This window comes from Pseudidiomarina terrestris, from assembly GCF_030466375.1.
GTDB lineage: Bacteria > Pseudomonadota > Gammaproteobacteria > Enterobacterales > Alteromonadaceae > Pseudidiomarina > Pseudidiomarina terrestris.
The window spans coordinates 425,067-437,169 of record NZ_JAGGJE010000001.1 but is presented as its reverse complement, the minus strand read 5'-3'; the positions used below and the strand labels follow the sequence as shown (position 1 = coordinate 437,169).

Genomic DNA, 12,103 nt, shown 5'->3' with positions numbered 1-12,103 from the left:
GACGTCCAACCTAATCTTTGCTTAGTTGTTTGTAACAGTTACAGTTGAAGGTGAACCGTCATCATCACTAGCCACGACTACAATCACCATGCCAACAGCTGCTGCTGCAGCTACGGCTGCTGCCATAGTCATTTCTACGCCACCTAAGCTAACAATTTGGCTGGAAGCATCAGCTTCCTGCATAACTGGCTTCGGAGCTGGCTTTGGTTCTGGCTTCGGCTCTGGATTAGCAACAGCTGATGCGCTGAACGCCAATGCAGCTGCCGCTGCGATAGTTGTAAATACTTTCATTGTGAGCTCCTTTTCTTCTCGAATATGCTTAAATAGTAGCCCGTAGTTCTACTACGGGTCAAACTCTAATTCATGGAAATGTACACTAAACACCCAAAAACTCAGGCAAAAGACACGCTACCGCCCTTAGGGTTACCGCTCCTAAATGCGCTCCCGATGTCCGGGATTCTTAATTCTCCTTGCGCTAGTATCCCACTTCCTGGTGGATTGCAGCAACCTTTTATTAACGTTCGATGCTCGTTAGGTCAAATTCTGCGCGAACCTGCTTGTGCAGGAAGTCTAACAGAACGACGCAGCGAGATGGTCCGTCAAGCTTAACAATTTCAGCGATTAGCCCAGCGAACGGGCCTTCGAGGATGTGCACCTTATCACCAACCTGCGGCACAGCATGTCGTTGTAATTCTTTGACTTCCGCAGATTCGCCATCAATAGATAACAACTCATTAACAAGATCGCCTGATATTCGCGCAGGTGACTCGCCGAACTGTAGCAGCTTCGTCACTCCAAAGGTACTGCGAATCTTATGAAAGTTTTGTGAGTAATTGTTGAACTTTACGAAAATATAACCTGGGAACAGAGGTTCGCGTACCGACACCCGTTTTCCGCGCCGGATCCGCTCGAGCGTGATCATGGGTAAAGCAGCCTCAATCCCTTGATTTTCAAGGTTCGCATTAGCGCGCAGCTCTTGCCTGGGCTTCGTCTGCACCACGTACCACGTTTCCAGCTTATTCTCGGACAGATAATCTGACATTCGCTTCCCTGAATCAGCCATCATTCTATGCCCCCGATTATACACCCATTCCCCCACCGCGTTAACCCCAGCTCCAGAAAGGGCAGCCCTTCCAATTTTCCCACCCCCTTCCAAGGAAGGGCAGCCCTTCCTTTTTCTACCCCCCTTCGAAGAAAGGGCAGCCCTTCCTTTTTATCCCCCCTTCGGAGGAAGGGCTGCCCTTGCTACTTTTTACGCTTTATAAGTTGTTTGATTCTTGATTTACAACTTTTAGCATGTATATTTAAGTCATTACAGTGCAAGGATTGTATTTATGAAGACCATCGACGACGTTGCGAACATGCTCGCAACAGAACGCAAGAAAAGGAATCTGACGCAAACCGATATGCGCATGCTGATTGGTATGTCACAGCAGCAGTATCAGCGGGTGGAAGCTGGCCAGGATATGCGGCTGTCCACGTTATTGCGTATACTTGCGGGATTAGGATTAGAACTAGAGTTCGCTGATCCTATGCAACCTAGTCCGGAAAACACTGATACATCAGCGGAAGAGCCTGAGGATTTTTGGTCGCATCATCAGCAACACCTCAAGGACGATTGACCATGCAAATTTCCCACAAGCACACTGAAAGTGTCGCGGGGCTAAAACTGACACTTGGTTCGCAAGAGCTTGCTGTGCTCACACACTATAGCGGCGGGAAAAATATACTCGTCTTTTCGCCAAATTATCTGACGCTTCCCGTCGACCAGCGACACACCTTTACCCTGACTCAACTCGCCGCTCCAGCAATGTTGCAGCAGCCATTGGTGAGCCACCAAAAGTTGACGCCGCTATTGTCAAACCTTCTTCCTGAAGGAGCATTACGCGAATGGATGGCAACTTCATTAAAAGTGCATACCGATAACGAGTTCCCACTCTTTGCGCACATGAGTCATAACCTGCCTGGCGCACTAAGAGCGACCCCAATCTCGGCAGGAGAATTGCCCGACTGGGCGCTTGATCACCGCCGCCAGATTGAGTCGATACAAATTGACGTTAAACATACGAGCACAAAGTTCTCACTTGCCGGGGTGCAAATGAAGTTCTCCTCTACCAAGCAGGACGGCAGGTTCAATCTTAAAGTCGATGCCGATGGAGAAAGCTGGATAATAAAAACGCCATCCACCATCCACAAAAACGTACCCGAAAACGAGTACACGGCGATGCGTCTGGCACAAGCCGCCGGAGTCGTCATTCCAGATATCCAACTGGTTGAACTTGATCGGTTGGATCACCTGCCAGATATTCAGCTGCCGAATGAAACCTATGCTTATGCGATCAAGCGTTTTGATCGGGACGACATTGGCCGGATACACACTGAAGATTTTGCTCAGGTCTTCCAGGTCTATCCCAGCGACAAATACAAAAAGTTTAATTACGAGCAAATTGGCAGTGCGCTTTTCCGACACAGCGCTACCGGCTTAGCCGACGTTCAGCAAATGGCGCGGCGATTGCTGGTCAACATTTTGCTTGGGAACGGCGATGCTCACCTTAAGAACTGGTCGCTAATCTATCTCAATAAACTCCGTCCGCAGCTTTCACCGGCTTACGATATTGTCTTTACTCTGCCTTATGTTGCCGGAGATGATTCCGCCGCACTTAAAATGGCGAAGCAGAATAATTTCTATTCGCTTGACTACGCCGCCTTCGAAACTTGGTCCAAGCGCATGCAAGTACCGTGGCCCGCTATTAAAGTTCATCTGCAGGATACGCTTGAGCGCGCCCGTGCGCAGTGGCCACAACTGCTGAGCGAATTACCAATGCTCGCCACTCATAAGCAGGCACTCATCACTCACTGGCACCGCCTCCACCCCGACTTCCACCTCTAAGAAAGGGCAGCCCTCCCAATTTTCCCACCCCCTTCCAAGGAAGGGCAGCCCTTCCTTTTTCTACCCTTGGTTTTTAGGAAGGGCTGCCCTCTTTACAGTTATGTTTGTTATGTGTTGATATTAAGATAAGTATAAACATGGTGGAGTACGTTGTGGGAAAGAGCTATCAGGAGCATTTTGAACAGCGCGGTTCGGCCTATGACAAAGCGATGTTGCGCTTTCCGAAGGCGCGCCAGCAGGAGTTTGAGCAAGTCATTGCGGCGGCGCAAATCACTGCAGGCATGACGGTCGTCGATGTGCCCGCTGGTGGCGCCTACTTGCGTGAGTTCTTGCCCGCTAATGTCAATTACCAGGCGCACGAGCCCTGCGCCAGCTTCACCAACCACGGCATTGCGCCACCACCAGCAGGGGCTGCCCCTACTGGATCAGGTACCCCTAAACAAGAAAGGGCTGCCCTTGCTGAAAACGATGCGCTGCCGCAGGGAGGGCTGCCCTTGCTTCCTTTGCCGTGGCGGGATGGGGAGGTGGATGCGGCGGTGAGTCTGGCAGGGGTGCATCATCTGGATGACAAGGTGCCGCTGTTTAGGGAGCTCAAGCGGGTGCTGAAGTCCGGCGGGCGGCTGGCGTTATCTGATGTTGCCAAGGGCTCGAAGGTTGCGAAATTTTTGGATGGTTATGTTGGCGATAACAACAGTACCGGTCATGAAGGGCTTTTCCTTGACCGCGACACGCTAACCGAGCTGGAGCAGGCGGGCTTTGCCATTGAGCAGCGTCACCAGAATGACTTCCACTGGATATTCCCGGATCGATATAGCATGGCGGCATTTTGCCATGAGCTGTTCGATTTACAAAAATCCACCATTGCAGACACCCAACGCGCAATCGAAAACGAGCTTGGCGTCACCGAGTACCCAGACGGGCGCGTCGGCATGCACTGGTCCTTGATGACCATTGCCGCGGTGGCCCGCCATGAGTAATCCCAGCAACCCAAAAAATCCATGGCTCGAAGCCGGTCCGTTCCGCTACGTGCCGGGCTACATCAATGGCCGGCGCCAGCCCTGTATGATCGTAGCCGTGAAACCGACACCGCAGCTTATAAAAGCCCTCAGCTCCGAGAACGCTGAGCTGAGCAACAGACTCGACAGCTTTTTCAACTGGTGGAACGAGCGGCTCTACGCAACAGCAACCGCAAAAACAACCAAGCCCAGCGCCGACTGGTCCAGTCTTGCCAACCATTTGGCGGCGGGTACCACGCAAGTGCTTCGTTATTTAGGGCTGCCCTTGCTGGATGAGGTGCAGGTGGCGACGCCGCGGGCGGCTGACGAGGCATCGCAGCAATGGACCTCCATCACTCTGCCGCTGCCCCACTGCGAACCGGGTCTCGTCCTCGACGCCTGGCAACTGCTGCTGCAGGTGCTCAGCCAGACACTCCAAACAAAAAAGCTGCCTGAGCCGCTATTCCGCAAACAGCTGGATAAATTATCCGAGGAAAAGCAGCACAGTATCAGTCCGCTGCTGCTTAAGGCCGCGTACGATCTTGACCTGCCTGTCACACCATTAAAAGGCATCATGACGCAATTTGGCCATGGCCGCCAAAGCACCTGGCTGGAGCACACTTTCACCGAGAATTCCGCAAATTTATCCGTGCGCATCGCCCGCAATAAACATGACACCGCCATTCGCTTGCGCCAGATGTGCCTGCCGGTCGCCCATCATCATGAAGTCGCGAATGTGAATGAGGCATTGCAGGCCGCGCAGGCGCTCGGTTACCCGGTGGTGGTGAAGCCGGTGGCCCTCGATGGCGGGGTCGGTGTGGCCGCGAACCTCGCCAATCAGCAAGAGGTTCACGCGGCATATGCCATCGCCCAGAAGCAATCGCCGCGGGTGCTTATCGAAAAGCATGTCGCTGGCCGCGATTATCGGCTCACGGTACTCGATGGCGAAATGATTTGGGCGGTCGAGCGCATTCCCGCTGGCGTGGTTGGCGATGGCCAGCACAGCATTGAGCAGCTGATTGCCAAAGAAAATCTTACCGACCAACGCCGCCCTGGCCTGCAGCAAACCCTGAAGCCGCTGGCGATCAATAGCGAGGCACGCCAGCTGCTGCAATCCTCCAACCTACAACCGCAAAGCGTGCCCGCCAAGGGTCAGTTCGTTGCGCTAAGACGCACCGCCAATGTCGCCAATGGCGGACGCCCAAAAGTGGTGACCGAGCAGGTGCATCCGGACAACGCCGCGCTCGCCATAAGAGCAACTCAGGCACTGCGGCTTGATTTGACCGGCGTCGATCTGATCATTCCCGATATTTCCCGCTCCTGGCGCGAGCCGGGTAATCATGGTGTGGTCTGCGAAATTAACGCACAGCCGGATCTGGGCTCAACCACGGCGGCGCATCTCTATCCCATGGTGCTCAAAAAGCGGGTGACAGGCAGTGGTCGCATTCCGATCATCGCGCTGCTGGGTGCGCCCAGCGACGAGCTGACCACACAAGTTGTGGCGGCATTGCAGGCAAAAGGACTCCAATCTATAGGCTGGAGCGGTCATCACCGCGCGGGCATTAACGACGTCACCCTCAGCACCAATGGCAAGACCTTTGCGCACAGCATGATGCTGCTCACTGATCAGAGCGTCGATGCACTGGTGCTGAATGTTTACGATGACGAGCTGCTAAAACGTGGACTGCCCGCCGACAAGATCGCCTGGTTGGTGCTCGCTGGCAGTACGCTCAGCGCAACACAACCTAACCCACGCCTATTCCAGCACCTTACCGGCATGCTCGTGCCGGCCTGCCAACAGGTGGCAATTATCGAAGAAGCAAGGCTAAACATCGAGGGTCTTAACAACGCCGCCGGCGACACAAACTTCCAAACGCTCACCACCGCGCAGCTGCTGCAAGCATTAGAGCGATAAAACGCGAGTAAAACTACCGCCGGCCCTTCGCCAGCAGCCGCTTGAGTGCCGACTTCAGCTGGCGGACCAACAATACGCGAATCAACAATTCTCGCGCCATTGGTTTCCACGCCAACTGGGTAACAGCCCGCTCGCCAAACTTAGCAAAGAACGCCTGCGCTGCGGCCTTGTTGCCATGTCTGAAATGATAACGATGAATCATCAGCCAGCTCACCATCTGCTGGTAATTCCGCTGTTTCTGATTCACCAGGGACCATACCCCGCCGCCATGCGTCCGATACGCCGCCGGCTCGATGTCATGGTGAAAATGACTTTTACCGAAGCCGCCGAGCAGACTGAGGTTCAAATTATCCCCATTCAGAACAATGAGTCGTTCCGGGGGATCTTCCGTCATAACATTGCGGTACATGAGCGATAACGTTAGCAAAAAGGCATCCCCACATTGCAGGCTTGTGGCACTGAAGTCGCGCTTAAAGCGTTCTGCCAGCTTGCCCTGCTGCACCACTTTATCGTCTTCATCGATGATGATCGCATCATGCCCGGACACCACATAATCCGGATGATCTTCTAAGAATTTCACCTGCTTCGCCAACTTATCCGGGTCACGCCAAAAGTCATCGCCTTCGCACAGCGCAATATAGCGGCCTTTTGCTACAGCAGTCATAAACGGCCCCGGCTTTCTGCCCTGACTGTACTGATTCTCGCTTTGCAGTATCGGTTTGATGATGCTGGGATAACGCTGTTGGTAGGACTTTATGACCTCAGCAGTGGCATCCGTTGACGCATCATCATGAACAATGATTTCAAATGGAAAATCCGTCTGCTGGATAAGAAAACCTATTAAAGCATCTTCGATATAGGGCTGATGATTAAAGGTTGCACAAAAGATACTCACCACCGGCGTTGCGATATCGCCCTGCCAAGCGGATAAAATAGAAGCCTCTGTGGGTAAATCCGCAGCGTCCAGCTGCTTAACGAAAGGTCCTGTCACTTTTCTCTCCTGCTGAAGCGAAAATAGCGCCGCGTGACGATATTCATAGAGTAATTTAAGCCTTCTGCTTTTAGCAGCCTGGTAAACACTAAAAACATAACCAGATAACAGAGGCCTGCAACGGGGATAAAAGTCAGCGGATTAGGTTGCTGAACCAGCACCTCGACCACAACTTTTATCACCACCAACGCAAGCGCTGCGGCTAGCACTGGCTTAAACGCATCGAGTAACTGTTCCCGCACGGAATACTGAATCAAGCGTCCGCTGACATAAATTCCCGGTGCTAAAGCGATGAACGAACCGATAACCTGGCTGATAACGATACCTTTAACACCAAAAGGAATTGCCGCAAACAGTAGCGCTAAATTGATCGATTTTTTGATTAAGCCTACTTTTAGTACCAGATCTGAGCGCCCTTTCACATTCATTATATTTAAACTGATGGAATGCAACGGATAGAGCACAGCAACAATAACAAGCCATTCAATATACTCAATGGCGGCGTGCCATTCAGCGGAAAATAGCAATTTAAAAACGGGGTCGGCGAAACCTCCGACAGCGATCATCAGGGGCGCGCAAATGAACATCATCATTTGAATCACCTGTCGGTATTTCGACCGCAGTGCATCCTGCTGATCCTGCAAGGTTGCCAGCGCAGGATAGGTTGCTTGCTGTACAGCGCCCGTCAGCTGCGTCGCAATAATATGGGTTATCCTTCTGGCGAAGTAATATAGACCTGTAATTTCAGCACTAAATAATTTACCTATCACCAGAAAATAGGAGTTTTGATACAGCGTTGCCAACACCCCTTCTAGCAGCAGGTTTTTACCAAAGCGGAAGAGTTCCCGGAACGCGCTGTAGCTAAAGACCAGTCGTGGGCGCCAGCTACTTCGGATCCATAAGATAGCGACAGCGACCAATGCCGAAGACAGGATCTGGGCAACCAGACTCCAGACGCCGGCTCCCATGTACGCAAGTGAAATAGCCAGAGCTCCGGACAGCAAAACCCCTACGGTGTTTGCCAGCGCCTGGACTTTGAAATTCATGCGGCGGCTGAGTATAGCGACCTGCACAGTGCGCCCCGAATTAATGAAGACCACAAGTCCCAGCACGCGGATTAATTCAATAAGTTCTGGCTGTTGGTAGAAGTTTGCAAAAAATGGGGCTGCGAAAAACAAGAAAAGATAGACAAAACCGCTGGTCGCTAAATTGGCCCAAAATGCGGTGCTTAGCTCGACCTCGTTGACTGACTTACTGCGAATGAGTGCCTGGCCCATGCCAGAGGTCACCAAAATATTTGCCAGCTCAATCAGCACCGACATCATGGCGATCAAACCAAAGGCGTCCGGCGCCAGGAAGCGCGCCAGCAATAGCGTAAACAGCACCGATGCGCCACGACTGGCAAACAGGTTGATAAAATTCCAGATGACACCTATGCCAATTTTTTGATTCATGTTTTGCATGAAAAGTCTGTTGTCCTCAGGTCTTATTTTCCCAGGGGAAGGCAGTATAGTCAGACTCAATACCGAGAAAGTCTATAAACTTTTGATAGGCATCTGGCTCTGTCAGGTTGAGGACCAGTAAATCCTCCGGACGATCTTTAAAGTACTCGATGATTTCCTGATTGTAAGCCTTATAGTGATTGATCAGGGTTTCGCGATGATAAGGGTCGTCATCGCTGGTGCCGTGAAGCTTGACCACATTATAAGGTGCGCCTTTAAAAATATAGGTGGCGTTCTTCAAATCATCGGCCGTCGGAACGGCGCCATCTTTGCCCCACAACTTGCCGTGAAAGCGGGTAATAGAGTTATACCACTGTTCCGGACTGTCACGCACGGTAAGAATAAACTTACTCCCCGGAAACGCTTTATCCATGACTTTGTAGGTTTCTGGCCAACTGAAGGGGACATCCTGAAAGACCTGAGCGTACCTGCAATAACGAACAAACTTATCAAAACGCCCGGCAAAATAATGCTTATGATGCAGCCGCTCAGCCTCGCGCTGGTGCCCGACAATGTAGCCCAACTGCTGGAACGCTTTCTTTAACGATGTGGTGCCCGTCTTATTCCTGCCAATGCAAAATATCTTTTGCTTACCACGAACTTTCGGCGCATTTCTGAGATTTCGCAGCCGTATTCTTTGACGATACGGCACAATTTTTTTGATACTCATGATTTCATTTAACCGTAAGACGCTTGGGTTTATTCAAGGATGTGCTCAAATTGCCGAAAATGCTCTGGCAATTTGCTTACGAGCTGCGGGCATTCTTTACTCCGTTTTCGAATGCCGCAATAACATGCTCAACATCAGCTTCGCTCATGCTGTAGTAGACGGGTAAACACAACACCTGGCGCGCAATTTTCTGGGCGTTGAAACAGCTTGCCTCGTTATTCAGAAATTCCAAGCCGTCCAGCGATGGGTAAAAATAGCGGCGCGCCATTACTCCTTCAGCCTTCAGCGACTCAAACAACTGTGATGCATCGTCCAGCTGCTCAGCCACCACCGGGAAATAGGCAAAATTATTTGTCAGTTGTGGGGCGCGCTGTTGCAGGGTTACGGTGCCTGCAAAAGCTTCGTTATAACGCTGCCAGACCTTGCCACGCTGGGCCAGATTAGTATCCATCTCATCTAACACGCAAAGTCCCATGGCTGCCTGAAACTCGTTCATTTTTGCATTGATGCCCAAGGCAGTGATGCTGTCCGGGCCGGTGATGCCAAAATTAATAAGTGCCTTGGCTTGTTCTAAATCTTCTTTGCGTTTAAAGATGATTGCACCACCTTCGATGGTGTGAAAAACCTTGGTTGCATGAAAACTTAAGGTCGCGGCGTCGCCCCATTTTAACAGGCTCTCACCTTTATAATTAACGCCAAATGCGTGCGCCGCATCGTAGACCACTTTCAGGTCATGCTGCTCAGCGATCTGGTCAATGGCTTCGACATCACAGGCATTGCCGTACACATGCACAGGCACGATGCCTGTGGTTCGCGGGCTTATTTTCGCCGCAATGGCTTCAGGATCCAGGCACCAGGTCTGTGCGTCGATATCCGCGAAGACCGGCCGAATCCCGTCCCAACCCAGAGAGCTCGGTGTGGCGACAAAGGTAAAAGGTGTGGTGATGGCTTCTGCGGGCTCGCCCGACGCCGTTTCATGCAAACCTAAGACGCGGTAGGCAATCTGCAGCGCCAAGGTGCCATTGGCAACCAGTAATAGATTCTCGACCCCGAGGTAGCCCTCCAGCCGGCGCGTCAGTTCCTGCGCCAGCGGGCCGTTGTTGGTCAACCATTCACGCTCATAGATACCGTCGATATAGGCATCCAGTTTTTTCCGATCGGGTAAAAAGGGCTTGGTCACCGGTATCATAATAGGTTTCATCTCAGTCCGTTTGTTTCTTCAGGCTCAGTAAATAATTCCCGTAGCCATTTTTTGCCAGCTCAAGGCCGGCTTTTTCCACCCGCTCCCAGCTCAGCCAGCCCTGCAGATAACCGATCTCTTCCAGACAGGCAATTTTATAGCCCTGACGGCGTTCGATGGTTTCCACGAATTGCGCGGCTTCGAGCATGCTTTCGTGCGTACCGGTATCCAGCCAGGCAAAGCCGCGTCCCAGCAGCTCAACGTTCAAATCGCCACGTTCTAAATAGGCCTGGTTGATGGAGGTTATCTCCAGCTCGCCGCGGTCGGAAGGCGCTACGTTTTTGGCAATTTCAACCACATCATTGTCGTAAAAATAAAGCCCTGTTACAGCATAGTTTGATTTCGGCTTGCTGGGCTTTTCTTCGATAGATATCGCACGGTGCTGCGCATTAAACTCGACCACGCCAAAGCGCTCAGGATCTTTGACCTGGTAGCCAAACACGGTCGCACCGCTGGTTTGCTGCGCGGCATGTTTAAGTTTAGGACTAAAGCCTTGCCCATAAAAAATATTATCGCCTAATACCAGACAGACACTGTCGTCACCGATAAAATCTTCACCGATGATAAAGGCCTGTGCCAGGCCGTCCGGGCTGGGTTGTTCGGCGTACGAAAGCTCGATACCAAACTGCGAACCATCGCCGAGCAGCTTTTTAAAGTTGGGGAGATCTTCGGGCGTCGAGATCACCAGAATTTCGTGAATCCCCGCCAGCATAAGTACCGACAATGGATAATAAATCATCGGCTTATCATAAATTGGTAGTAGCTGCTTCGAGACGCCTTTGGTAATCGGATACAGTCGCGTTCCCGACCCACCAGCTAGCACAATCCCTTTCATTTCGTTACCCCTAATCGTTCGCCTTGATAGCTGCCATCACGCACATGCTGGCACCACTCTTGATTTGCCAGAAACCATTGTACTGTTTTCCGCAAACCACTCTCAAAGGTTTCTTCCGGCACCCAGCCCAACTCACGCTCAATTTTATCAGCGTCGATGGCATAACGCAGGTCGTGGCCAGGACGATCCGTAACATAGGTGATCAAATCCTGGTAGCGGTTGACCCCTTGTGGTTTCTCAGGACGCAGCTCTTCCAGCAGCGCACAGATGGACTTTACCACCTCAATATTTTGCTTCTCGTTGTGGCCACCAATGTTGTAGGTTTCCCCCACCTGACCTTCGGTCACCACTTGCCACAACGCGCGTGCGTGGTCTTCCACGTACAGCCAGTCGCGGATCTGATGCCCCTTGCCATAAACGGGCAATTTTTTGCCGTCCAGGGCATTTAAAATCATCAACGGAATTAACTTCTCCGGAAAGTGATACGGGCCGTAATTATTGGAGCAGTTGGTGACCAGCGTCGGCAAGCCATAGGTCCGGTGCCAGGCCCGTACCAGGTGATCGGAGCTCGCTTTACTCGCCGAATAGGGTGAGCTGGGTGCGTAGGCAGTGGTTTCAGTGAAAAAACCATGCTCGTCATCAAGATCACCAAAGACCTCATCAGTGGAAATATGATGGAACCGAAAGGCCGCTTTACGCTCACCTTGCAGCTGACCCCAGTAGCTTCTGGCTGCTTCGAGCAAGGTATAGGTACCGAGAATATTGGTCTCGATAAAAGCTGCCGGGCCGTCAATGGAGCGATCCACATGACTTTCTGCCGCTAAGTGCATCACCGCATCTGGCTGATGCTTATCAAACACTGCGGTTAACGCGCTGCGGTCACAAATATCGACATGCTCGAACGCATAACGGCTCGAGCTCTCGACCTCTGCGAGGCTTTCAAGATTACCCGCATAGGTCAGTTTGTCGACGTTAATGACACTCGCTGCGGTCGTTTGAATGATGTGGCGAATCACGGCCGAACCAATAAATCCGGCACCACCAGTTATCAATAATTTCATTTAT

Annotated in this window: 12 protein-coding genes; 4 read left to right on the top strand and 8 right to left on the bottom strand. The window is 51.8% G+C overall.

Features of this window, described 5'->3' with window-relative positions; translation table 11 throughout:
• Window positions 1–21: 21 nt before the first annotated feature.
• Both J6J28_RS02065 and rfaH read right to left on the bottom strand, forming a co-directional pair.
• Window positions 22–291: a hypothetical protein gene (locus J6J28_RS02065; RefSeq protein ID WP_301719655.1), complete on the bottom strand. Its 270-nt coding sequence runs from the start codon at window positions 289–291 to the stop codon at window positions 22–24.
• A 223-nt stretch (window positions 292–514) separates the two neighbouring features.
• Window positions 515–1,042, bottom strand: a complete 528-nt coding sequence (rfaH, locus tag J6J28_RS02060) for a transcription/translation regulatory transformer protein RfaH (protein WP_301719654.1) — start codon at window positions 1,040–1,042, stop codon at window positions 515–517.
• A gap of 292 nt (window positions 1,043–1,334) precedes the next feature.
• Between rfaH and J6J28_RS02055 the strand changes: the two genes are divergently transcribed.
• From J6J28_RS02055 to J6J28_RS02040, 4 genes are all read left to right on the top strand, one after another.
• Entirely contained in the window at window positions 1,335–1,622 is a 288-nt protein-coding gene (locus J6J28_RS02055) for a helix-turn-helix domain-containing protein (RefSeq protein ID WP_301719653.1), read from the top strand.
• A 2-nt stretch (window positions 1,623–1,624) separates the two neighbouring features.
• Window positions 1,625–2,890 (top strand): type II toxin-antitoxin system HipA family toxin, encoded by a 1,266-nt coding sequence (locus tag J6J28_RS02050; RefSeq protein WP_301719652.1) that lies wholly within the window; start codon window positions 1,625–1,627, stop codon window positions 2,888–2,890.
• Between the two features lie 152 nt (window positions 2,891–3,042).
• Window positions 3,043–3,867, top strand: coding sequence for a class I SAM-dependent methyltransferase (locus tag J6J28_RS02045; protein WP_301719651.1), 825 nt, complete (start codon window positions 3,043–3,045; stop codon window positions 3,865–3,867).
• Window positions 3,860–5,800: an ATP-binding protein gene (locus J6J28_RS02040; protein WP_301719650.1), complete on the top strand. Its 1,941-nt coding sequence runs from the start codon at window positions 3,860–3,862 to the stop codon at window positions 5,798–5,800. Before J6J28_RS02045 ends, J6J28_RS02040 begins: the two co-directional genes overlap by 8 nt.
• A 13-nt stretch (window positions 5,801–5,813) precedes the next feature.
• On the opposite strand, the gene J6J28_RS02035 is transcribed toward J6J28_RS02040, so the two are convergent.
• From J6J28_RS02035 to rfbB, 6 genes are all read right to left on the bottom strand, one after another.
• Window positions 5,814–6,791 carry a glycosyltransferase family 2 protein gene (locus J6J28_RS02035; protein ID WP_301719649.1) on the bottom strand — a complete coding sequence of 326 codons (978 nt, stop codon included), beginning with the start codon at window positions 6,789–6,791 and terminating at the stop codon, window positions 5,814–5,816.
• Complete coding sequence (locus tag J6J28_RS02030; RefSeq protein WP_301719648.1) at window positions 6,788–8,254, bottom strand: lipopolysaccharide biosynthesis protein; 1,467 nt, start codon at window positions 8,252–8,254, stop codon at window positions 6,788–6,790. The genes J6J28_RS02035 and J6J28_RS02030 overlap by 4 nt, the downstream gene beginning before the upstream one ends.
• Before the next feature lie 16 nt (window positions 8,255–8,270).
• Entirely contained in the window at window positions 8,271–8,963 is a 693-nt protein-coding gene (locus J6J28_RS02025; protein WP_301719647.1) for a sulfotransferase, read from the bottom strand.
• A gap of 76 nt (window positions 8,964–9,039) precedes the next feature.
• Window positions 9,040–10,164, bottom strand: a complete 1,125-nt coding sequence (locus J6J28_RS02020) for a DegT/DnrJ/EryC1/StrS family aminotransferase (protein WP_301719646.1) — start codon at window positions 10,162–10,164, stop codon at window positions 9,040–9,042.
• 1 nt (window position 10,165) lies between these two features.
• On the bottom strand, window positions 10,166–11,038 hold the full coding sequence (gene rfbA / locus J6J28_RS02015) for a glucose-1-phosphate thymidylyltransferase RfbA (RefSeq protein WP_301719645.1): 873 nt from the start codon (window positions 11,036–11,038) through the stop codon (window positions 10,166–10,168).
• On the bottom strand, window positions 11,035–12,099 hold the full coding sequence (gene rfbB, locus J6J28_RS02010; protein WP_301719643.1) for a dTDP-glucose 4,6-dehydratase: 1,065 nt from the start codon (window positions 12,097–12,099) through the stop codon (window positions 11,035–11,037). The genes rfbA and rfbB overlap by 4 nt, the downstream gene beginning before the upstream one ends.
• Between the last annotated feature and the right edge of the window lie 4 nt (window positions 12,100–12,103).

What these genes read in the sequence shown, in the direction of transcription:
- J6J28_RS02065 (WP_301719655.1), bottom strand. Translation starts at nt 291, where the DNA reads ATGAAAGTATTTACAACTATCGCAGCGGCAGCTGCATTGGCGTTCAGC.
- rfaH (WP_301719654.1), bottom strand. Translation starts at nt 1,042, where the DNA reads ATGTCAGATTATCTGTCCGAGAATAAGCTGGAAACGTGGTACGTGGTG.
- J6J28_RS02055 (WP_301719653.1), top strand. Translation starts at nt 1,335, where the DNA reads ATGAAGACCATCGACGACGTTGCGAACATGCTCGCAACAGAACGCAAG.
- J6J28_RS02050 (WP_301719652.1), top strand. Translation starts at nt 1,625, where the DNA reads ATGCAAATTTCCCACAAGCACACTGAAAGTGTCGCGGGGCTAAAACTG.
- J6J28_RS02040 (WP_301719650.1), top strand. Translation starts at nt 3,860, where the DNA reads ATGAGTAATCCCAGCAACCCAAAAAATCCATGGCTCGAAGCCGGTCCG.
- J6J28_RS02030 (WP_301719648.1), bottom strand. Translation starts at nt 8,254, where the DNA reads ATGCAAAACATGAATCAAAAAATTGGCATAGGTGTCATCTGGAATTTT.
- J6J28_RS02025 (WP_301719647.1), bottom strand. Translation starts at nt 8,963, where the DNA reads ATGAGTATCAAAAAAATTGTGCCGTATCGTCAAAGAATACGGCTGCGA.
- J6J28_RS02020 (WP_301719646.1), bottom strand. Translation starts at nt 10,164, where the DNA reads ATGAAACCTATTATGATACCGGTGACCAAGCCCTTTTTACCCGATCGG.
- rfbA (WP_301719645.1), bottom strand. Translation starts at nt 11,038, where the DNA reads ATGAAAGGGATTGTGCTAGCTGGTGGGTCGGGAACGCGACTGTATCCG.
- rfbB (WP_301719643.1), bottom strand. Translation starts at nt 12,099, where the DNA reads ATGAAATTATTGATAACTGGTGGTGCCGGATTTATTGGTTCGGCCGTG.